The 20,277-nt window shown below is 70.8% G+C and carries 17 protein-coding genes, 1 tRNA gene and 1 pseudogene; 6 read left to right on the forward strand and 13 right to left on the reverse strand.

The window, feature by feature from the left end; genetic code table 11:
* Window positions 1-35 precede the first annotated feature (35 nt).
* The gene (locus ACFWGP_RS14500) at window positions 36-1,022 is read right to left on the reverse strand and encodes a Gfo/Idh/MocA family protein (protein WP_376931212.1); all 987 of its coding nucleotides are present in this window, start codon (window positions 1,020-1,022) and stop codon (window positions 36-38) included.
* A 147-nt stretch (window positions 1,023-1,169) separates the two neighbouring features.
* Here ACFWGP_RS14500 and ACFWGP_RS14505 point away from each other — a divergent pair, with 147 nt between their 5' ends.
* Together ACFWGP_RS14505 and ACFWGP_RS14510 are read left to right on the forward strand one after the other, a co-directional pair.
* A complete protein-coding gene (locus tag ACFWGP_RS14505) occupies window positions 1,170-2,003 on the forward strand; it encodes an SGNH/GDSL hydrolase family protein (protein WP_231431697.1) in 834 nt (277 codons plus the stop codon).
* Window positions 2,000-2,821, forward strand: a complete 822-nt coding sequence (locus tag ACFWGP_RS14510; protein WP_376931213.1) for an SGNH/GDSL hydrolase family protein — start codon at window positions 2,000-2,002, stop codon at window positions 2,819-2,821. Before ACFWGP_RS14505 ends, ACFWGP_RS14510 begins: the two co-directional genes overlap by 4 nt.
* A gap of 183 nt (window positions 2,822-3,004) precedes the next feature.
* Here the strand turns inward: ACFWGP_RS14510 and ACFWGP_RS14515 are convergent.
* From ACFWGP_RS14515 to topA, 5 genes and pseudogenes are all read right to left on the reverse strand, one after another.
* Window positions 3,005-3,080: transfer RNA gene (locus ACFWGP_RS14515), tRNA-Thr, on the reverse strand.
* A gap of 144 nt (window positions 3,081-3,224) precedes the next feature.
* On the reverse strand, window positions 3,225-4,808 hold the full coding sequence (locus ACFWGP_RS14520; protein WP_376931214.1) for an alpha/beta hydrolase: 1,584 nt from the start codon (window positions 4,806-4,808) through the stop codon (window positions 3,225-3,227).
* Window positions 4,805-6,034, reverse strand: a complete 1,230-nt coding sequence (locus ACFWGP_RS14525; RefSeq protein ID WP_376931215.1) for a DNA polymerase III subunit delta' — start codon at window positions 6,032-6,034, stop codon at window positions 4,805-4,807. The genes ACFWGP_RS14520 and ACFWGP_RS14525 overlap by 4 nt, the downstream gene beginning before the upstream one ends.
* A gap of 35 nt (window positions 6,035-6,069) precedes the next feature.
* Entirely contained in the window at window positions 6,070-6,702 is a 633-nt protein-coding gene (gene tmk / locus ACFWGP_RS14530) for a dTMP kinase (RefSeq protein ID WP_231431700.1), read from the reverse strand.
* A pseudogene (topA, locus tag ACFWGP_RS14535) lies at window positions 6,702-9,473 on the reverse strand (type I DNA topoisomerase); the annotation flags it as partial. The gene tmk and the pseudogene topA, both read right to left, overlap by 1 nt.
* 206 nt (window positions 9,474-9,679) lie before the next feature.
* Here topA and ACFWGP_RS14540 point away from each other — a divergent pair.
* Window positions 9,680-9,916 (forward strand): hypothetical protein, encoded by a 237-nt coding sequence (locus ACFWGP_RS14540; protein ID WP_231431702.1) that lies wholly within the window; start codon window positions 9,680-9,682, stop codon window positions 9,914-9,916.
* Between the two features lie 9 nt (window positions 9,917-9,925).
* Here the strand turns inward: ACFWGP_RS14540 and ACFWGP_RS14545 are convergent, their stop codons facing one another.
* From ACFWGP_RS14545 to ACFWGP_RS14565, 5 genes are all read right to left on the reverse strand, one after another.
* The gene (locus tag ACFWGP_RS14545) at window positions 9,926-10,339 is read right to left on the reverse strand and encodes an Rv3654c family TadE-like protein (RefSeq protein ID WP_275506518.1); all 414 of its coding nucleotides are present in this window, start codon (window positions 10,337-10,339) and stop codon (window positions 9,926-9,928) included.
* Window positions 10,336-10,644, reverse strand: coding sequence for a TadE family type IV pilus minor pilin (locus ACFWGP_RS14550; protein ID WP_231431704.1), 309 nt, complete (start codon window positions 10,642-10,644; stop codon window positions 10,336-10,338). Before ACFWGP_RS14550 ends, ACFWGP_RS14545 begins: the two co-directional genes overlap by 4 nt.
* Window positions 10,645-10,660: 16 nt before the next feature.
* Window positions 10,661-10,903, reverse strand: coding sequence for a DUF4244 domain-containing protein (locus ACFWGP_RS14555; protein WP_374201169.1), 243 nt, complete (start codon window positions 10,901-10,903; stop codon window positions 10,661-10,663).
* A gap of 85 nt (window positions 10,904-10,988) precedes the next feature.
* A complete protein-coding gene (locus tag ACFWGP_RS14560) occupies window positions 10,989-12,008 on the reverse strand; it encodes a type II secretion system F family protein (RefSeq protein WP_376931216.1) in 1,020 nt (339 codons plus the stop codon).
* Window positions 12,005-13,204, reverse strand: a complete 1,200-nt coding sequence (locus ACFWGP_RS14565) for a TadA family conjugal transfer-associated ATPase (RefSeq protein ID WP_376931217.1) — start codon at window positions 13,202-13,204, stop codon at window positions 12,005-12,007. Before ACFWGP_RS14565 ends, ACFWGP_RS14560 begins: the two co-directional genes overlap by 4 nt.
* A 474-nt stretch (window positions 13,205-13,678) precedes the next feature.
* On the opposite strand from ACFWGP_RS14565, the gene acs reads away from it, so the two are divergent.
* Window positions 13,679-15,634 carry an acetate--CoA ligase gene (acs, locus tag ACFWGP_RS14570; RefSeq protein WP_275506516.1) on the forward strand — a complete coding sequence of 652 codons (1,956 nt, stop codon included), beginning with the start codon at window positions 13,679-13,681 and terminating at the stop codon, window positions 15,632-15,634.
* A gap of 70 nt (window positions 15,635-15,704) precedes the next feature.
* Here acs and ACFWGP_RS14575 read toward each other — a convergent pair whose 3' ends face one another.
* Both ACFWGP_RS14575 and ACFWGP_RS14580 read right to left on the reverse strand, forming a co-directional pair.
* Window positions 15,705-16,175, reverse strand: a complete 471-nt coding sequence (locus tag ACFWGP_RS14575) for a RidA family protein (protein ID WP_376931218.1) — start codon at window positions 16,173-16,175, stop codon at window positions 15,705-15,707.
* Window positions 16,175-16,408: a DUF4177 domain-containing protein gene (locus ACFWGP_RS14580; RefSeq protein ID WP_231431709.1), complete on the reverse strand. Its 234-nt coding sequence runs from the start codon at window positions 16,406-16,408 to the stop codon at window positions 16,175-16,177. The genes ACFWGP_RS14575 and ACFWGP_RS14580 overlap by 1 nt, the downstream gene beginning before the upstream one ends.
* A gap of 149 nt (window positions 16,409-16,557) precedes the next feature.
* Between ACFWGP_RS14580 and ACFWGP_RS14585 the strand changes: the two genes are divergently transcribed.
* The gene (locus ACFWGP_RS14585) at window positions 16,558-19,197 is read left to right on the forward strand and encodes a transglycosylase domain-containing protein (RefSeq protein ID WP_376931219.1); all 2,640 of its coding nucleotides are present in this window, start codon (window positions 16,558-16,560) and stop codon (window positions 19,195-19,197) included.
* Window positions 19,194-20,186 carry a metallophosphoesterase gene (locus tag ACFWGP_RS14590; protein WP_275506513.1) on the forward strand — a complete coding sequence of 331 codons (993 nt, stop codon included), beginning with the start codon at window positions 19,194-19,196 and terminating at the stop codon, window positions 20,184-20,186. The genes ACFWGP_RS14585 and ACFWGP_RS14590 overlap by 4 nt, the downstream gene beginning before the upstream one ends.
* Window positions 20,187-20,277 lie beyond the last annotated feature (91 nt).

The following is a 20,277-nucleotide window of genomic DNA, read 5'->3' on the forward strand; positions in this document are numbered from 1 at the left end:
CGGCTCCGTCACCGAGGGCCGCGTGCGGGGTCGGCTCACTCCCCCGGGTACACGAGCCCGATCTGGGTGCGGATGCGGTCGAGCGTGCCCATGATCGCGACGCTCTCGCGCGTCGGCAGGATGTCGCCGCCGTCGAGGCGGCCCTCGGCGACGCAGCGTTCGAGCGCCGCGGCCTGATACTGCATGCCGCGCCCGTCGACCTGCGAGACGTACTCCTCGATGACCTCGCCGTCGGCGCGCACCACCCGGAAGGTCGTCGGCGAGTACCAGACCGAGTCGATGTCGACCCGGGCCTCCGAGCCGAGCACGACGGCGGTGTTCGGTCCCTGCGTGTTCGAGGCCGAGAACGTCGACGCCATGCGCCCGCCCTCGTACCCGAAGACGGCCGACACCTGTGCGTCGGCGCCGGTCGGCTTGAACGTCGCCGTCGCCGTGATCTCGGCGGGCTCGCCGAACAGGTCCCACGCGAAGGAGATCGGATAGATGCCGAGGTCGAGCAGCGCGCCGCCGCCCAGTTCCAGCGCGTTCAGCCGGTGCAGCGGGTCCTCGGAGAGCAGCTGCGTGTGGTCGGCGATGAGGCCTCGGACCTCGCCGAGCACGCCCGCCTCGATGAGCTCGCGGATCCGCACCATGTGCGGCAGGTACCGCGTCCACATCGCCTCGAGCGCGACTCGGCCGTTCGCCTCGGCGGCGTCGGCGATGCGACGCGCCTCGCCCTCGTTGAGCGTGAACGCCTTCTCGACGAGCACGTGCTTGCCCGCCTCGAGCGCGCGCACCGCGTTCTCGGCGTGCATGGGATGCGGGGTCGCGACGTACACCACGTCGACCTCGGAGTCGTTCACGAGCGACTCGTAGCTGTCGTGCACGCGTTCGATCTCGAACTCGTCGGCGAATCGGGCGGCGGATGCCTCGGAGCGCGAGCCCACGGCCCGCACGTCGAAGCCGTGGCGGCGCAGATCGTTCGTGAACATGCGGGCGATGCCGCCCGTCGCGAGAATGCCCCAGCGCAGAGGTTCGGTCATGCGCTCAACACTATTGCCGCGACGGCACGTCCGCCGACCGGGTGTTCGAGCGACATCGCGAAACGGCGGGCGCGAGGATGCGGGCACGTTGCGCACCCCCTGATCTGGGAGATGCGGAATGCTCACCTTCGCGCCTAGCGTTGGTCCATGAACGCGCCTTCCCCCCGGCCGAATCGACGCGGCATCCTCGCCGCCCTGATCGCCTCCGCCCTCCTCGCGATCCCGATGGGATTCGCGTCGCCCTCGCAGGCGGCACCCCCGGCGCTCCCGATCGCGAAGTACGTCGCCCTCGGCGATTCCATCGCCGCAGGGCAGGGCGCGGGCGTCCCGCTCGATTCGTGCCTGCGCACCGGCGCGGGCTACGCGAACCTGCTCGACGACCAGCCCCGGATCAACCTGTTGCGCAACGCCGGCTGCAGCGGCGCCTCGATCACCGATGTCGTCGAGCAACAGCTCGGCCAGCTCAACCAGGGCACGACGCTCGTCACCATCACCGCCGGCGCCGGCGACCTCGAGATCGGAGCCGTCTACGCCGCGTGCGTGCCGGACCCGCAGACGCCCGCGTGCGCGGCCGCCTACGGCGCGGCGCAGCAGGTGCTCGCCTCGGGCGTCATCGGCCCCCGGATGGCGGCGCTCATCGCCGCGGCGCACGAACGCGCGCCACGTGCGCAGATCCTCGTCACCGGCTATCCGGTCCCCTTCGACCTCGCGGTCCCGGGCTTCCCGACCGCGATCGACCAGGCCGTGATCGCACTCAACGGATTCGTCGGCGGAGCGGCGACGGGTGCCGCCGCGAGCGGTGCGCCCGTCTCGTTCGTGCCGGTCGCCGAGGCGTTCGCCGGGCACGGGGCCGCTTCGGGCCCAGCGGCCTGGATCGGTGCAGACCCGGCCGACCCGGTCACGTTCCTCCATCCGAACGCGGCGGGCTACGACGCCTACGCGGAACTCCTGCACAGCGCGTACCTGGAGTCGGCATCATGAACGCCCGCCGGAACTTCGCCGCCGCAGCAGCTGCGGTCGTCGTCGCCGCGCTCGCGCTGGCGGGCGCGTCGCCCGCGTTCGCGGCGAAGGGCGGCGGCAAGCCCGGGGGCGGCGGCACGACGGCCGAGCTCACGTATGCGGCGCTCGGGGACTCGTTCGCCGCGGGCCAGGGCGGCGGCAGCTACCTCGACACGACCTGCTATCGCAGCAGCAACAGCTACCCGAGGCGCCTCGATGCGGAGCGCAACCTCAAGCTCACCGCGTTCCCCGCGTGCTCGGGCGCCTCGACGATCGAGGTGGCCGCCGGGCAGATCGCCGCGATCCCGGCCGGCACGAAGCGCGTGACGCTGACCGTCGGCGGAAACGACCTCGGGTTCTCGAGCATCATGCAGAACTGCTTCGTGCTCATCTCGAACAGCACCTGCCAGTCGCAGCTCACCGCGGCGGAGGGCAAGGTCGCCGACGGCACCATCTCCGCCCGGGTCGCGAGCGTCATCGCCCAGATCAAGCCGCGGCTCGCCGCCGACGGCAAGATCGTGCTCGCCGGGTACCCGAAGCTCTTCAACGAGCCGTCGAGCTACGCGTACGCCGCCCGCGTCAACGCCGACACCGTCTTGCTGAACGATGTGCTGGAGGCGACCGCGGTCGCCAACGGCGCGGGCTTCGTCGACGTCGAGGCCGCCTTCGCGGGGCACGGCATCGGCAGCTCCTCACCATGGATCAACAGCTTCAGCTGGTTCAACACGACAGCGGCGTTCCACCCGAACTCGACCGGGTACGCGAACTACGCGACGCTCGTGAAGCCGGCGCTCGGCTGACCACACTCCCGCTGCCTCCCGCGGGAGAGCGCGATGGGCCCGGTGAAACCGGGCCCATCGTGCGCGACGCCCCATCCCCGACGTGGGCGCCGACGTCTGCGAGGCGTGCGCGCCGACCTCGGCGTCCGCGCTCGCGCACACCCCGCGAAACGCCGAAGGCCCCGGCGAACCGGGGCCTTCGAATGGAGCCGCCTGTGGGAATCGAACCCACGACCTTCTCATTACGAGTGAGACGCTCTGCCGACTGAGCTAAGGCGGCGTGACCCGCGTCGCGCGAAGCGCACCGCGTGGCACGAGAGACAATACTAGCGGATGCTCCGGGGTGCGAATGACCACACTCGGCGTTCGGCGACGCGTATACCTCGGGCCGGGCGACGGCGCGTTCGCCGACGCGTCGAACCGCTCAGCACTTCGGATCGCTCGAGGGCACGGTGCCGTCGATGAAGTACGACTCGACGACGTCGTCGACGCAGGCGTTCGACTTGTTGTAGGCCGTGTGCCCTTCGCCGTCGTAACTGACGAGCACGCCGGAGTCGAGCTGGTCGGCGAGCGACACGGCCCACTCGTACGGCGTCGCCGGGTCGCCGGTCGTGCCGACGACCAAGATGGGATCGGCGCCCTCGGCGTGCAGTTCGGCGGGTTCTCGCTTCGCCTCGTGCGGCCAGTTTCCGCAGGACAGGTCGCCGAAGCCCATGTACGGTCCGAAGGTCGGCGCCGCGTCGGCGATCTCGGCCGCCCGCTCGCGCATCACCGCGACATCGGACTGCGACGGGTAGTCGAGGCAGTTGATCGAACGGAACGCCTCGGTCGAGTTGTCGAGGTAGGTGCCGTCGGGGTTGCGCCCGTTGTACGCATCGGCATAGGCGAGCGCAGGGTCGCCGTCGCCGAACATCGTCGCGTCGAACAGGTCGTCGAGGTACCCCCACATGTCGGGGCTGTAGAGCGGGTAGATGATCGCGGTGACGAGCGTGTCGGCGCCCACCATGCGACCGTCGCTGCCCCGCAGCGGACTGGCGTCGACCGAGGCGACGAGGCGCCCGACCTGATCGCGGGCCTCGTCGAGGGTGCCGTCGAACGGGCAGCCGTCGCGTACGAGGCAGTCCTCGAGGTAGGCGTCGAACGCGCCCTCGAACCCGACCGCCTGCGCCTTCGACACCTCGTAGTCGCTCGACGACGGGTCGAGTGCCCCGTCGAGCACGAGCCGGCCGACCTTCTCGGGGTACAGGTCGGCATAGGTCGCCCCGAGGAACGTGCCGTACGAGTACCCGAGGTAGTTGAGCTTCTCGTCGCCGAGCACCGCCCGCAGCAGGTCGAGGTCGCGCGCCGCGCTCACCGTGTCGACGTTCGCGAGCAGGTCGCCGGTGTTCTCGGCGCAGGCTTCGCCGAAGTCGGCGTTCGCGTCGCCCACCGCGGCGATCCACTCGTCGCTGCCCCGCTCGGCCGGCTGCACGCCGTAGAGGTACTCGTCCATCTGGGCGGGCTCGTAGCACGTCACCGGGGTCGACCGCCCGACTCCGCGCGGGTCGAACCCGACGATGTCGAAGCGCTCCTGGAGCGGCTGCCCGACGGCGTAGTCGAGCGAGTCGTGCACGAAGTCGTAACCGGAGCCGCCCGGCCCGCCGGGGTTCACGAGCAGCGAGCCCAGCCGGTCGCCGCTCGCGACCCGCCGCACGAGGGCGAGGTCGATCTCGCCCGCCGACGGGTCGCTCCAGTCGAGCGGCGCCTTCGCGGTCGCGCAGCCGAGCCCGTCGCCGCAGCGCTCCCACTCGAGCACCTGCGTGTAGAACGGCTCGAGCTCGGCCGGGACGTGCTCTCCGGTCGGCGTCGAGACGGGCTGCGGCCGCTCGAGGAGCGAGGGCATGCACCCCGTCAGCGCCAGCACCGCGACGAGGGCGGCGGCGATGGCCGCGCCACGCCGGCCACGAGGCATCCGCATGTTCGGGAACCGGGCGCCGCGGCCCGACGTGCTGATGGTCGTGTCGGTCATGCGGCCCTTCGGGTCTCTGGGGGGCGCACGGCCGAGACCAGCATGGCCTCGAGCGCGAGCGCGGGCTGGACGTTGCCCTCGATGCGGGTACGCGCGGTCTGGATCGCGTCGAGCGTGGCGAGCGTGCCCGCGGGCGACGCCTGTTCGGCGGCGTGCTCGAGCCTCGGCAGGAGTTCGCGGTTGACGAGCTCGACGTCGGCGCCGAGCTGGATCAGCAGGATGTCGCGGTAGAGCGAGGAGAGATCGACGAGGATGCGGTCGATGCCGTCGCGCAGGCTGCGGGTCGCCCGACGCTTCTGATCGTCTTCGAGGGCCTTCAACTGCGGACGGAGCGCGGGCGGCACGGCCTGCCCCGGCGCGATGCCGAGCGAGTGCAGCGCGTGCTCGCGCTCTTCGGCGTCGCGCAGCTCGGTGATCGCCTTCGCGTCGTCGCCTGCGATCTCGAGGAACCGCGCGGCGGTCATCACCGCGCCGGCCGTCGACCGCACGTCGAGCGCGAGCTCGAGGGTCTCGGAGCGCCGGGCGCGCGCATCGTGGTCGGTCGCGAGGCGGTGCGCCATGCCGATGTGGCTCTGCGCCTCGCGAGCAGCGCGCTCGGCGAGCTCGGCGTCGACGCCGTCGCGACGCACGAGCAGGGCCGCGACGTCGGTGACGCTGGGCACCTGCAGCCGCACGGAGCGCACGCGCGACCGGATCGTCGGGATGAGGTCGGCCTCGCTCGGCGCGCACAGGATCCATACCGTGCGCTCCGGCGGCTCCTCGAGCTCTTTCAGCAGGAAGTTCGACGTGTGCTCGGTCATGCGGTCGGCGTCTTCGACGATGATGACGCGGTGCCGCCCGATCGACGGCGCGTAGTGCGAACGCTTGACGATGTCGCGCACGTCGTCGCGCTTGATGATGACGCCCTCGGTCGCGAGCACGTGCAGGTCGGGATGGCTTCGCGCGTCAACCTGGATCCGCGTCGCCTCGTCGCCGTCGGGCGCACCCGAGATGAGCGCCGTCGCGAAGGCGTAGGCGAGGTTCGACCGGCCGGAGCCCGGGGGGCCCGTGATGAGCCACGAGTGGGTCATCTGCTGCGACGCGCCTGCCGTCGGGGCCGTCGCCGCATCGTCGTCGACGCCGCGCGTCGGGGCGGATGCCTCGCGTCGGGCGCCGGCGGCCTCCGCGGCCGCTCGGAACACGGCGATCGCCGCGTCCTGGCCGGTCAGCTCGCTCCACACGCTCACGGGATCCACGCTACCTTCCGCCGCCGACGGCGGACTCAGCGGGCACTCAGCAGCGCGGCGACCCGTTCGCGGACGGCCTCCGCGATCACGTCGACCGGCTTCGACGCGTCGACGACGAGGAAGCGCGCGGGGTCGGCCTCGGCGAGCGCGAGGTAGGCGGCGCGCACCCGATCGTGGAACTCGGATGCCTCGGCTTCGAGCCGGTCGTACCGCGTGCGCGCCTCGTCGAGGCGACCGCGCGCGGCCGTCGCGTCGAGGTCGAGCAGGATCGTGAGGTCGGGCATGAGCCCCTCGGTCGCCCATTCCGAGATGCCCCGAACGGCTTCGGGGTCGAGCACCCGGCCCGCGCCCTGGTAGGCGACGGACGAGTCGATGTACCGATCCTGGATGACGACCTCGCCGCGCTCGAGCGCGGGCCGCACGACGGTGGCGATGTGATGGGCGCGGTCGGCGGCGTAGAGCAGCGCCTCGGCCCGAGGCGCGATGTCGCCGCGGTGGTGCAGCACGATCTCGCGGACCTCGACGCCGACCGCGGTGCCACCGGGCTCTCGCGTGCGCACGACGGTGCGCCCGTCGTGCGCGAGCCACTCGCGCAGCAGCTCGGCCTGCGTCGTCTTGCCCGAGCCGTCGCCCCCCTCGAGGGTGATGAACAGGCCGGGCGCGCTCACTTCTTGGACGCCGTCTTCTTCGCCGCGGGCTTCTTCGCGGGTGCCTTCTTGCGCGGTGCCGCCGGGCCCTTGTCGCGCTTGATCTGCAGCAGCTCGACCGCACGTTCGAAGGTGATGTCCTCGACCGACTCGGCGCGCGGGATCGTCGCGTTCGTCGTGCCGTCGGTCACGTACGGGCCGAACCGACCGTCCTTCACCTTGATCGGCTTCCCGCTCACGGGGTCGTTGTCGAACTCCTTGAGGGCGCTGGAGGCGCGTCGGGCGCCGTACTTCGGCTGTGCGAAGAGTTCGAGCGCACCGGCGAGGTCGATGTCGAAGATCGCGTCCTCGCTCGGCAGCGTGCGGGTGTCGGCGTCCTTCTTGAGGTAAGGGCCGTACCGGCCGTTCTGCGCGGTGATCTCGACGCCCGACTCGGGATCGAGGCCGACCACGCGGGGCAGGTCGAGCAGCTTCAACGCGGTCTCGAGGTCGATCTCCTCGATGTGCATGCTCTTGAACAGTGACGCCGTCCGCGGCTTGGGAGCCGCCGCCTTCTTCGGGGCGCGCTTGGCCTTCGGCGCTTCGACGACCTCGCCCGTCGCGGGATCGACGGTCGCCTCGGCCGCCTCGGCGACCGGCTCGGGCTCGAGCTCGGTGACGTACGGCCCGAAGCGGCCGTCCTTCACGACGACCTGCTTGCCGTTGTCTGGGTTCGCACCGAGCACGCGGTCGCTCTGCACGGGCGCCTCGATGAGTTCGCGCGCCTTCGCCTCGGTCAGTTCGTCGGGGGCGAGCCCCTCGGGCAGGTTCACACGGCGGGGCGTGGCGTCGGCGGCCGCATCGGCGTCGACCGCCTCGAGGTACGGGCCGTACTTGCCGATGCGCAGCGTGATGTCGGGCGCGATCACGACGGAGTTGATCTCGCGGGCGTCGATGTCGCCGAGGTTGTCGACGACCTGTCGCAGTCCGCGGTGCTTGTCGGATCCGAAGTAGAAGCTCGACAGCCAGTCGACGCGATCGGCTTCGCCCGCGGCGATGTGGTCGAGGTCGTCCTCCATCTCGGCGGTGAAGTCGTACTCGACCAGGTCGCCGAAGTGCTCCTCGAGCAGTCGCACGACCGAGAACGCGATCCAGCTCGGCACCAGCGCCTGACCGCGCTGCGTGACGTACCCGCGATCGAGGATGGTCGAGATGATCGAGGCGAACGTCGAGGGGCGGCCGATGCCGAGCTCCTCGAGGCGCTTGACGAGGCTCGCCTCGGTGTAGCGCGGCGGCGGGCTCGTCTCGTGCCCCTTGGCCTCGAGCTCGTCGAGCGACAGTTCCTGGCCCTCGGCGAGCTGCGGCAGCTTGGCATCGCCTGAGGCGTCGTCGCGATTGCGCTCTTCGTCGCGACCCTCTTCGTAGGCGGCGAGGAAGCCGCGGAAGGTGATGACGGTGCCGCTCGCGGTGAACTCGGCGATGGTGCCGCCGATCTTCGTCGTGGTCGCTGCCGGCGACGTCGCCGAGGCGGCCGTCGGCCCGACCTCGATCGTGACGGTCGCCGTCTGTCCCTTGGCGTCGGCCATCTGGGAGGCGACCGTGCGCTTCCAGATGAGGTCGTAGAGGTCGAACTCCCGCCCGCGCAGCGCGCCCTGGAGCGACGCCGGCGTGCGGAACACCTCGCCCGAGGGGCGGATCGCCTCGTGGGCCTCCTGCGCGTTCTTCGACTTGCCGGCGTAGACACGCGGCTTGTCGGGCACCGAGTCGGCGCCGTAGAGCGCGGTCGCCTGCGTCCGCGCGGCCGAGATCGCCTGCTGCGAGAGCGAGTTCGAGTCGGTGCGCATATAGGTGATGTAGCCGTTCTCGTACAGCGACTGCGCCACCCGCATCGTGTCCTTCGCCGAGAGCCGGAGCTTTCGCGCGGCCTCCTGCTGGAGGGTCGAGGTCGTGAAGGGAGCGGCGGGCCGGCGCGAGTACGGCTTCGTCTCGAGCTTCGAGACGCGACGGGCGACGGCGTCGTCGCGAAGGGCGGAGGCGAGCGCCTGAGCGGTCGGCTCGTCGATGACGACGGCCTTGGACGTGAGCCTTCCGGCGTCGTCGAAGTCGCGACCGGTGGCGATGCGCTCGCCGCCGACACGGACGAGCTTCGCCTCGAACGCGCTGCCGGGGGCATCCGTGGCGAAGGTGCCGACGAGGTCCCAGTAGCCCGCGGCGACGAAGGCGAGCCGTTCGCGCTCGCGGTCGACGACGAGGCGGGTCGCGGCCGACTGCACGCGGCCGGCCGAGAGGCCGGGACCGACCTTGCGCCAGAGCACGGGCGACACCTCGTAGCCGTACAGGCGGTCGAGGATGCGCCGGGTCTCCTGCGCATCGACGAGCGCGGTGTCGAGCTCTCGGGTGTTGTCCTTCGCCTTCTGGATCGCGTCCTTCGTGATCTCGTGGAAGACCATTCGGCGCACCGGCACCTTGGGCTTGAGCTCCTGGAGCAGGTGCCACGCGATGGCCTCGCCCTCGCGGTCCTCATCGGTGGCGAGCAGGAGTTCGTCGGCGCCCTTGAGCGCGCGCTTGAGTTCGGCGACCGTCTTCTTCTTGGAGTCGGAGACGACGTAGTACGGCTCGAAGCCGTTGTCGACGTCGACCGAGAACTTGCCGAGCGGGCCCTTCTTGAGCTCGGCGGGCAGGTTCTTCGGCTCGATCAGGTCACGGATGTGGCCGACCGACGACAGCACCTCGTATCCCTCGCCCAGGTATTGGGCGATGGACTTCATCTTGGTCGGCGACTCAACGATGACCAGTTTCTTCGCGCCTGACACCAGACTCCTCTTTGTTCCACTTGAGACGAGAACGCACTTCGAATGCCGCGCCCCCGAGCGGTGTGCCGTGATCGGCGGTACGCTCCGCCGACAGCCACACGATACACATTCCCACCGGGAGTACGCCCACTCCACCGCGTCGAAACCTCTCGCGCCCACTCGCCGCGCCCTCTTGCGGTTCGCACCCGGCGGAGGAGAATGGCCGCATGGACACGTCATCTCACGGCTCGTACACGGCCAAGCTGATCGACGGACCGCTCGAGGGCAAGACCGTCGCGACGGGCTTCCTCGACACGGGCGACCCCAAGCCGCGGCTCGAGCTCAACGCCGACGCCGGCAAGCGCTACATCTACTCGCGCGCGGCCGGGCTCGAGTTCGAGACCCCGGGCGACGATCGCCCCTCGGCGGTCGACTACCGGTTCATCGAGACCGTCTTCGACTGAGCCCCGGAGTCAGCCCACCCACCCCGGCGGGCCGGCCCGCGCCCTCGCCGAGATGACGAGGCCGAGGACGCTCGCGTTCACCGAGACCTCCGCCACCGGCCCGTCGAGTGCGCAGGCGGTGAGGCTCGCACCGTTGCGGGCGGCGAGTTCGGCCGCGAGTTCGCAGGGCACGCCTGCGACGATCCCGGCCGATGCGTCGGCTGCGGCCAGCGCCGCGGCATCTGCGGCGTTCGCTGCGCGCTGCGATGTGATGAACGCACCGAGGAGGGGCACGACGAGCGACGCCACGAGCACGATCGCGCCGACGAGCCCGACCGCAACGACCGTCGCCGCACCCCGGTCATCGCGTGAGCGGTCGGCGACGTCGTCGCCGGTGTCGGTGCCGGTGTCGGTTTCGCGGACGCGATCTCCGTCGCACCTCACAGTCCACCGCCCAGCGCGCACGAGCGGGCTTCGAGCCGCACGGCGGCGAGCAGTCCCGCGCCCGAGCTGCTGAGCAGGGCGCAGACGATGTCGCCGTCGTGCGACACCTCGATCGCCACGTCGCCCGCGACATGCGAGGCGATCGTGCGCGCCCGCCCTGCGTCTTCGCCACGACCGAGCGCGCGCGCCGCATCGGCGGCGGCGTCGGTGAGCCGCACCTGCTGCGCCGCGAGCTGCACCGCTCCGAGGCATGCCGCGAGCACCAGCGCGATCGCCGGCAGCGCGACGGCGAACTCCGCCGTCACGCTGCCGCGCTCGCGATCAGCCGACCGTGAGCGCATTCCGCACGAGATCGGTGAGGATGCCGCGCACCTCGTCACCGCGCAGGATGACGACGAGGAGCCCGGCGAAGCCGACGGCGGCCATCGTGGCGACGGCGTACTCGGCGGTCGCCGCACCGCGCTCGCCCGCGATGCGGCGGACGAATCGCCGGACCGACGCCCGGTGCCGGGCGTCGGATCCGGCGGTCGTCGAACCGTCGGCGCTCGCGTCGACGACGTCGATCGCCTCGGTGGATCGGTTCTGCATGTCGGTGTTCCCTTCGATTGCGCCGGTTGCCCGGCGGATGAGCGGCACGAGGCAGGGGCCGTCACATCGCACCGCCGAGGGTGCCGGTGACGACGGAGATCATGAGCGGCGCGACCCCGAGCAGGACGAACGCGGGCAGCACGCAGAGCCCGAGCGGCAGCATGAGGCGCACCCCGAGTGCCGCCGCTCTCGACTCGCCCTCGGTGCGGGCCGCGCGGCGCACCCGGAACGCCTCGGCACGCAGCAGTTCGGCGACGGGCGCTCCGGCCCGTGCCGCGAGCTCGACGACCCCATCGACCGCGTTGTCGCCGCCACCGAGCGACAGGTGACGTCGCATCGCGCGACGTGCGAGGTCGCGCGATCGGTCGACCGAGGCACCGCTCGACATCGCGATCGCCAGCAGTTCGAGCTCGAGACCGGCATCGGCGCGCGAGACCGAGGCCGATCGCGCGAGGCGGCGGTTCCACCGCGCCCCCGCCCAGAGGAAGAGGACGCCGAGTGCGAGGCACGCGAGGCCGAGCGGGTTGCCGACCAGTACGCCCACGGTGTCGAACCCGAGCAATGAGCCGAAGCCGAGCGCGACCACCGGCAGCGCCGAGACGAGCCGGGCACTGGCCGCCGGTCCGGCGAGGGCGGTGCCGACGTCGCGTCGCAACTGCGCCTCGTCGCGGAGCACGAGGGCGAGCGACCTGAGGCTCGCGGCGAGCGGGGCACCCGCCTCGGCGGCCACCGACCATGCGGCCGCCAGCACCGCCCAGGTCGGTGCGGCGCCCGGCTGCTCCGCTCGTGCCCGCTCGATCGCCTCGACGACGTCGTCGCCCGCAGCAGCCGCCGCCGCGGCGGCCGCGAGAATGCACTCATCGGGCGACGGCTCGACCGGCTCGTCGACGTGAGCGTGCCGTTCTCGGCCGGCGCGACCCGGGGCGGGCTCCGCCCGTGGACCGATCGACACGTAGCGCCAGGCGTTGGCGGCGGGAACGCCGGCCGCGAGCAGCACGGCGAGGCGTTCGGTGACGCCGGCGATCGCATCGACCTCCGCACCCGGGTCGGCACGTCGCCGACGTCGCAGCCGGGTGCTCATTGCGCCTCGATTCCGAGCCGGTCGCCGTCGACCACGAACCGCCCCACTTGCGCGAGACGGCGCCGGCCGTCGATGCGCTCGAGGTGCAGCACGAGGTCGAAGGCGCTCGCGGTCTGGCGCGCGACGGCCTCGGCCGTGAGCCCCGCGGTCGCCCCCAGCGCCTCGAGCCGGGCGGGCACGTCGACGAGCGAGTTGGCGTGCAGCGTGCCCGCGCCGCCGTCGTGGCCGGTGTTGAGCGCGGCGAGCAGCTCCCGCAGCTCGGCGCCACGGCACTCGCCGACCACGAGCCGGTCGGGCCGCATCCGCAGCGCTTCGCGAAGCAGCGAGTCGAGCCCGATGCGTCCCGTCCCCTCGAGGTTCGGCTGGCGGGCCTCCAGTGCGACCGCATGCGGGTGGGCGAGCTGCAGTTCGGCGACGTCCTCGATGACGACGATGCGCTCGCGCTCGGGCGCCTCGCTCAGCAGTGCCGCGAGCAACGTGGTCTTGCCGGTGCCGCCGGCCCCCGTGATCAGCAGGTTCTCTCGGCGGGCCACCGCGGTCGCGAGCCGTGCGCGCTGCGCCTCGTCGAGCATTCCGCCCGCCGCGAGGTCGTCGAGCGACCGCCCGGCAGCCCGCGGGATGCGCACCGAGACGAGGGTGCCCGCGGTCGAGACCGGGGGCAGCACGACGTGCACGCGGATGCCGCGGCCGAGCCGGACGTCGACCGCCGGCGTCGCCTCGTCGACGTGCCGGCCGCCGCGCGCGATCAGGCGCACGGCGAGCGCCCGCACCTCCGCTTCGTCGGCGGCCCAGGCGGGTTCACGATCGGCGCCCCCGCCGCGGTCGACCCACAGGCCTGCGGCGCCGTTGAGGAACAGGTCGGTGACGGGGCCGTCGGCCGCGAACGGTTCGAGCGGGCCGAGCTCGGACAGGTCGATCGGATCGGCGTCCGTCGACCCGCCCGGCGGACCGTCGGGCGGTGTCGGCACGAACGGCCGGTGCTCGGCCGGCGTGGCGATCGACCCGCCGAGCAGGGCTCCGGGCGACGGGTGGTCGCCGGAGGCCTCGCCGACGACGGCCGCACCGAACCCGCCGGCGCCGTCGTACGTGCCGCTCGACCCGCGCGCATCTCGGCGCGCGCCGCCGTCGACGCGAACGGCCCCTGCCGTCGGGGCATGTGCACGCCACGACGGCGTCGCGACGAATGGGAGGCTCATGCGGCGAGCGTACGAAGCCGGGCCGGCCGCGAGGCATCCCGTCGGCCGGATGTGGAGAGAGTCCTCCCCCACGACGCTGTGGAGGAGGACTCGCCGGGCTCCGCCGAACGCTGGCTCAGCAGGGGCGGTGCCGTTAAAAGAAGGGGGCGGCACCCATTGGGGGGAACAGGTGCCGCCTCGGCAGCACAAGGATTGGGGGGAATCGCAGGTGCTGCAGGCCTCGAAACGAGTGTTCGGGCGGTACTCAGTGTACGGCCTCAGAAACAATGCGCAAGCATTTTTTGTCCTCATTTGTGCGGACACTCAGAAATCTCTGCGCAAAGGCACAGTAGCGCCTCCGAAAGCCGCGCGGAAGAGCAATCGCACGATGTGTTTCTGCACGCGCGCAACACGGTCTCGGGCGCGGGGTAGTGTGCTGGGTGGGGCAGGCGACCCAACCGATGAAACAGATCGCGAAGGAGCGACCGGAGAACCATGACCGTTCAGATCGATCACGCACTCGAGGAGATCAGGCGCTTCCGTCCGAGCCCCGAGTTCGCCGCCCAAGCCGTCGCCGACGACGGACTCTACGAAGCAGCGAAGGCCGACCGCGTCGGCTTCTGGGCCGACCAGGCCCGTGAGCTGCTCACCTGGGAGAAGCCGTTCACCCGCACCCTCGACTGGTCGAACCCGCCGTTCGCGAAGTGGTTCGACGACGGTGAGCTCAACGTCGCCGTCAACTGCCTCGACCGGCATGTCGAGGCCGGCCTCGGCGACCGCGTCGCCATCCACTTCGAGGGCGAGCCCGGTGACAGCCGCGACATCACCTACGCCGAGCTGACCGACGAGGTCAAGCGCGCGGCGAACGTGCTCGAGGGGCTCGGCGTCGGCGAGGGCGATCGGGTCGCCATCTACCTGCCGATGATCCCCGAGGCGGTCGTCTCGATGCTCGCGGTCGCGCGCATCGGCGCGATCCACTCGGTCGTGTTCGGCGGCTTCAGCTCCGACAGCCTCGCCTCCCGCATCGACGACGCCGAGGCCAAGCTCGTCATCACCGCCGACGGCGGGTACCGCAAGGGCCGGGTCTTCCCGCTGAAGCCCACGGTCGACGAGGCGATCTCGAAGTCCGCCGGCTCGGTCGAGAAGGTGCTCGTCGTGAAGCGCACGGGCAACGAGGTCGGCGTCGAGGCCGGCCGCGACGTGTGGTGGCACGACACGGTCGCCGGGGCCTCAGGCGAGCACGCTCCGAAGGCGTTCGGCGCCGAGCACCCGCTCTTCATCCTCTACACCTCGGGCACCACCGGGAAGCCGAAGGGCGTCGTGCACTCGAGCGGCGGTTACCTGACCCAGGCGGCGTTCACGCACAAGAACGTCTTCGACCTCCACCCCGAGACCGACGTCTACTGGTGCACCGCCGACGTGGGCTGGATCACCGGCCACTCGTACGTCGTGTACGGCCCGCTCGCCAATGCGGCGACGCAGGTGCTCTACGAGGGCACCCCCGACACGCCGCACCCCGGCCGCTGGTGGGAGATCGTCGAGAAGTACAAGGTCTCGATCCTGTACACGGCGCCGACCGCGATCCGCTCCTTCATGAAGCTCGGCCGGCAGATCCCGCACCAGTTCAACCTGCGGTCGCTCCGCCTGCTCGGCTCGGTGGGCGAGCCGATCAACCCCGAGGCCTGGATCTGGTACCGCCACGTCATCGGCGGCGGCTCGATCCCCGTGGTCGACACGTGGTGGCAGACCGAGACCGGCGCGATCATGATCTCGGCACTGCCCGGCATCACCGACCTGAAGCCCGGCTCCGCGCAGGTGCCCATTCCCGGCATCTCGATCGACATCCTGAGCGACGACGGCACCCCCGTCGAGGGCGAGGACGGCGGGCTCCTCGTCATCACCGAGCCGTGGCCGTCGATGCTGCGCGGCATCTGGGGCGACCCCGAGCGCTTCAAGGAGACCTACTGGGAGAAGTTCGGCGACAAGTACTTCGCCGGCGACGGCGCCCGTCGCGATGAGGACGGCGACATCTGGCTGCTCGGCCGCGTCGACGACGTCATGAACGTCTCGGGCCACCGGCTCTCGACGGCCGAGATCGAGTCGTCGCTCGTCGCCCACCCGTGGACGGCCGAGGCGGCCGTCGTCGGCGCGACCGACGAGACGACGGGCCAGGCGGTCGTGGCGTTCGTCATCCTCAAGCAGAGCCAGGCCGAGGCCGCCCAGGCCGACACGGCCGCCGCCTCGGAGGAGCTTCGCAAGCACGTCGCCACGCAGATCGGCGCCATCGCGCGCCCGCGTCAGGTGTTCATCGTGAACGAGCTGCCGAAGACGCGCTCGGGCAAGATCATGCGGCGCCTGCTGCGCGACCTCGCCGAGGGCCGCCAGATCGGCGACACGACGACGCTCGCCGACACGTCGATCATGCAGATCATCAGCGAGCAGGTGAAGTAGGCGCCTCGCGCAGACGACGGATGCCTCGGCGGGAAGCTTCCCGCCGAGGCATCCGTCTTCGATCAGTGCGTCAGGCGAACTCGACGACGAGTTCGAGCTCGACCGGCGAGTCGAGCGGCAGCACCGCGACGCCGACCGCGGAGCGGGCGTGCCGGCCGGCGTCGCCGAAGATCTCGCCGAGCGCCTCGGAGGCGCCGTTGATGACGCCGGGCTGCCCGGTGAACTCCGGGTCGCTCGCGACGAAGCCGACGAGCTTCACGATGCGGGTCACGCGGTCGAGCGAGCCGATCTCGGCGCGCACCGCGGCGAGCGCGTTGAGCACGCACGTGCGCGCGTACGCCTTGGCGTCGTCGGCTGGCACGAGTCCATGGCCGTCGCCGACCTTGCCGGTCGCGGGGAGCGCGCCGGCCGTGAACGGCAACTGGCCCGAGGTGTAGACGTACGAGCCGGTGACGACGGCCGGCACGTAGGCGGCGACGGGTGCTGCGACCTCGGGGAGCTCGATGCCGAGCTCGGCGAGACGGGCCTCGAATCCGGCCATCAGGCGTGCCCCTCGCCCTCGAACTGCTTCGCGGCCTGCGCGGCCGCCGCGGCACCCGCCTGGGCAGCGTGCGACGACTCGCCGCCCTTGGGGCGCTTCAGGTACGCCACGAGCCCGCCTTCGGGCCCCTGGACGACCTGCACGAGCTCCCACCCCTCCGAGCCCCAGTTGTTGAGGATCGCGGCGGTGTTGTGGATGAGCAGCGGAGTGGTGATGTACTCCCAGGCCGGCATATGGGCTCCCTCTTTGGATGTCTCGTGCACGATGCGTGCGGAATGGCGGGTCTCGGCGTGTCGCGCCCGGATGCGACGCCCAGCGCGCGTAGCGGGATTTGCCAGCCTTCTCCGTTAAGCTCCACTATATGTCTGCCCAAAAACGCACGATGAGCGACGTCGGTACCGGCATTCTCGGATTCGTCGGCATGAGCGTCGTCGCCGGCGTCCTCGTGACCGCCGCGGTGACCCCGGCACTCGCCGTCACCGGTATGGCTGCCAACAACAGCATCACGATGTTCGAGAACCTTCCGAGTTCGCTCGAGATCGGCGAGCTGGCGCAGAAGTCGACCATCTACGCGGTGAAGCCCGACGGAAAGACGTCGCCGATGGCGTGGTTCTACGACGACAATCGCGAAGAGGTCGCGTTCGAGTACATCTCCCCGTACCTCAAGGACGCGGCGGTCGCCGGTGAGGACCCGCGGTTCTACGACCACGGCGGCATCGACATCGCGGGCACGATCCGCGGTGCGCTCTCGACGGTGAGCGGCGGCGGCACCCAGGGCGGATCGTCGATCACGCAGCAGTACGTGAAGAACGTGCTCGTCTCGAACGACATGGCGAAGGCGAAGAACCAAGAAGAACGCCTCGAGGCCTGGGAGAAGCACACCAAGACGTCGATCGACCGCAAGCTCAAGGAGATGCGCTACGCGATCACCGTCGAGAAGCAGTACTCCAAGGACGACATCCTCCGCGGCTACCTCAACATCGCGGGCTTCGGCGGGCAGATCTACGGCGTGCAGACCGCCGCGCAGTACTACTTCGGTACGAACGCCCACGATCTCTCGCTCGCGCAGGCCGCGAGCCTCATCGCGATCGTGAACAGCCCCGAGGAGTTCCGCCTCGACTACCCCGACGACGAGCTCAATGGCGCGAAGACCGTCGTCGACGGCGAGACCGTGCCGTACGCGCGCAACAAGGAGCGTCGCGACTACATCCTCGACAAGATGCTCGAGCAGAAGAAGATCACGAAGGAGGAGCACGACGCGGCGATCGCCGAGCCGGTTGCGCCGAAGATCGTGCCGCCGTCGAGCGGCTGCCAGGCGTCGCCCGTCTACGCGTACTTCTGCGACTACGTGACGTGGGAGATCAAGAACAAGCTCGACAAGCCCGACACCGAAGAGAACGAGGGCGCGGCGATGCTCGAGCGCGGCGGCCTCGACATCTACACGACGATCGACATGGACCTGCAGGCCGCGGCCTACTCGGCCGTGCACGACAACGTGCCGCCGTCGATCGCCGAGGCCGACATCGGCGCCTCCGCCGTCTCGGTGCAGGTGGGCACCGGCCGCATCCTCGCGATGGCGCAGAACACCGTCTACAACGTCGACCCCGAGGTCACGGGCGACGGCTACGACGCCGTGAACTACAACTCGACGATCGACTACGGCGGTTCGAGCGGCTTCCAGCCCGGGTCGACCTTCAAGATCTTCACCCTCGGCGAGTGGCTGAAGGAGGGGCACTCGGTCAACGAGAGCATGGACGCACGCAAGCGCAATAACTGGGGTACGTTCAAGAGCAGCTGCCCCGCCGACAACGTCTACGCCGGCGACTGGGACCCGCGCAACGACGAGGGCGGCAACGGCGGCTACTGGTCGGCGCTCTACAACACCGTCAACTCCGAGAACACCGGTTTCGTCGCGATGGCGAAGCAGCTCGACCTCTGCGGCATCAAGAACACCGCGACAGCGCTCATGAGCTCTGGCCGCGCCGACGGCAAGCCGCTCGGCGAGGGCATCAACAGCGAGGGCGACCGCATCGCATTCGGCCCCTCGGCCGTGCTCGGCACTGAAGAGATCGCGCCGGTCTCGATGGCGACCGCCTTCGCCGCGGTCGCCGGCGGCGGCAAGTCGTGCACGCCGATCGCGATCGACAAGATCACCGACGCGAACGGCGAGCCGGTGGAGGTGCCGAAGTCGACGTGCACGCAGGCCGTCACTCCCGACGTCGCGGCCGGCATGACCTACGCGCTGCAGCGCGTCATGACCGACGGCACTGGCCGCTCGTCGCGCTACAAGATGGACACCGCGGGCACCCCGATGATTGGCAAGACCGGCACGACCGACGACGCGGTCGCCACCTGGATGAGCGGCGCGTCGTCGAAGGTCGCGACCGTGGTCGGCGTGTACAACGCGACCGGCTTCGTGAACCTGCGCGACACGTACATCAACGGCACCGAGGCCGCGGTCCTCCGACACAACATCTGGCCGCGCATCATGGACGTCGCCAACAACAAGTACGGTGGCGACGCCTTCCCCGAGCCCGACCAGAAGTACCTCACGACGCCGATGGCGAACGTGCCGAGCGTGCTCGGCCTCGCTCCCGAGGCCGCCCAGAAGGCCCTCCAGGACGCCGGCTTCGGCTGGACCATGGACGGCGAGGTCGACTCGGCCCAGCCGAAGGGCACGATCGGCAGCCAGTCGGCCTCGGGCCAGGCGCCGAAGGGCTCGTCGATCTCGCTGAAGGTCAGCCGCGGCAACCTGAGCGCGCTGCCCGACGTGACCGGGATGCAAGCCGACCAGGCCGAGGCCACGCTCGCCGCGGCCGGCTACCGCGTCGATCGCGACCGCGAGGACACCGACGACCAGAGCAAGGACGGCATCGTCATCTCCCAGTCGCCGGGCGCGGGCGAGAACGCCAAGCCGGGCGACAAGGTCAAGATCGTGATCGGCCGCTTCACCGGCGGCGGTGACGGCGGCGAAAACCCGGGCGGCGGCACCGACGGCGGCGCAGCTCCGGAAGCCGGTTGAACGGTCGACTGACGCCCGCCGCGCGGATCGCCCTGGCGATCGGCGCGGCGGGCGTCGCCGCATTCGCGTGGGGTTCGCTCGTCGAGCGCACCCGGTGGACGCTCCGGCGCGCCGAGGTGCCGGTGCTGCCCGCGGGGGCCGAACCGATCCGGGTGCTCCACCTCTCCGACCTGCACATGGCGCCGTGGCAGCGCGACAAGCAGGACTGGGTGCGCTCGCTCGCCGACCTCGAGCCCGACCTCATCGTCGACACCGGTGACAACCTCGGGCACGAGCAGGGCCTCGAGGGCATCCGCCGGGCCTTCGAGCCCTTCCGAGGCATCCCCGGCGTGTTCGTCAACGGGTCGAACGACTACTTCGGCCCTGTGCCCAAGAACCCGTTCGGCTACTTCATGGGCCCGTCGCGGCACCGCGTGACCTCGAAGCGGCTCGACATCGACGCGCTGCACGCGTGCTTCGCCGAGCTCGGCTGGCAGGACCTCGACAACACGGCGACGAGCCTCGACCTGCGCGGCACGCACTTCGAGTTCTTCGGCGTCGACGACCCGCACAAGGGCTACGACCGTCTCGACCTCATCGCGGGCGCGATCGACGAGTTGCGCGCCGACGACCCGCTCGGCGACGAGACCTGGCCCGATCCCGGTCCGCTTCGTCGCGCTCGGAGATCGACGCCTCGCCCCACCGTGACCATCGGGGTGGCGCACGCCCCGTACCAGCGGGTGCTCAATTCCTTCGTGAACCACGGCGCCCAGCTCATCTTCGCGGGTCACACCCACGGTGGCCAGGTCTGCGTGCCCGGCTTCGGAGCCCTCGTCACGAACTGCGACATCCCGCGCAAGCAGGTCAAGGGGCTGAGCGTCTGGCGGCACGGGCTGCGCTCGGCATTCCTCAACGTCTCGGCCGGGCTCGGCACCTCGATCTTCGCCCCCGTGCGCTTCGCCTGCCCACCCGAGGCGACGCTGATCACGCTCGTTCCGGCCGATCGGTGACGAACCGGATGCCTCGTGCCGCGCGTCGGCACGAGGCATGAGGCGGACTGGTCAGCGGCGCCGGAAATATCGGCTATCCTTGTTGAGGCCC

Origin of the sequence: Agromyces sp. NPDC127015, assembly GCF_042725165.1 — a bacterium.
GTDB classification, from domain to species: Bacteria; Actinomycetota; Actinomycetes; order Actinomycetales; family Microbacteriaceae; genus Agromyces; species Agromyces chromiiresistens.

Coding starts and splice junctions, on each gene's coding strand:
- ACFWGP_RS14560 (WP_376931216.1), bottom strand. CDS start 12,008: ATGAGCACCCGGCTGCGACGTCGGCGACGTGCCGACCCGGGTGCGGAG.
- ACFWGP_RS14500 (WP_376931212.1), bottom strand. CDS start 1,022: ATGACCGAACCTCTGCGCTGGGGCATTCTCGCGACGGGCGGCATCGCC.
- ACFWGP_RS14565 (WP_376931217.1), bottom strand. CDS start 13,204: ATGAGCCTCCCATTCGTCGCGACGCCGTCGTGGCGTGCACATGCCCCG.
- ACFWGP_RS14510 (WP_376931213.1), top strand. CDS start 2,000: ATGAACGCCCGCCGGAACTTCGCCGCCGCAGCAGCTGCGGTCGTCGTC.
- acs (WP_275506516.1), top strand. CDS start 13,679: ATGACCGTTCAGATCGATCACGCACTCGAGGAGATCAGGCGCTTCCGT.
- ACFWGP_RS14520 (WP_376931214.1), bottom strand. CDS start 4,808: ATGACCGACACGACCATCAGCACGTCGGGCCGCGGCGCCCGGTTCCCG.
- ACFWGP_RS14580 (WP_231431709.1), bottom strand. CDS start 16,408: ATGCCGGCCTGGGAGTACATCACCACTCCGCTGCTCATCCACAACACC.
- ACFWGP_RS14540 (WP_231431702.1), top strand. CDS start 9,680: ATGGACACGTCATCTCACGGCTCGTACACGGCCAAGCTGATCGACGGA.
- ACFWGP_RS14585 (WP_376931219.1), top strand. CDS start 16,558: ATGAGCGACGTCGGTACCGGCATTCTCGGATTCGTCGGCATGAGCGTC.
- ACFWGP_RS14575 (WP_376931218.1), bottom strand. CDS start 16,175: ATGGCCGGATTCGAGGCCCGTCTCGCCGAGCTCGGCATCGAGCTCCCC.
- ACFWGP_RS14505 (WP_231431697.1), top strand. CDS start 1,170: ATGAACGCGCCTTCCCCCCGGCCGAATCGACGCGGCATCCTCGCCGCC.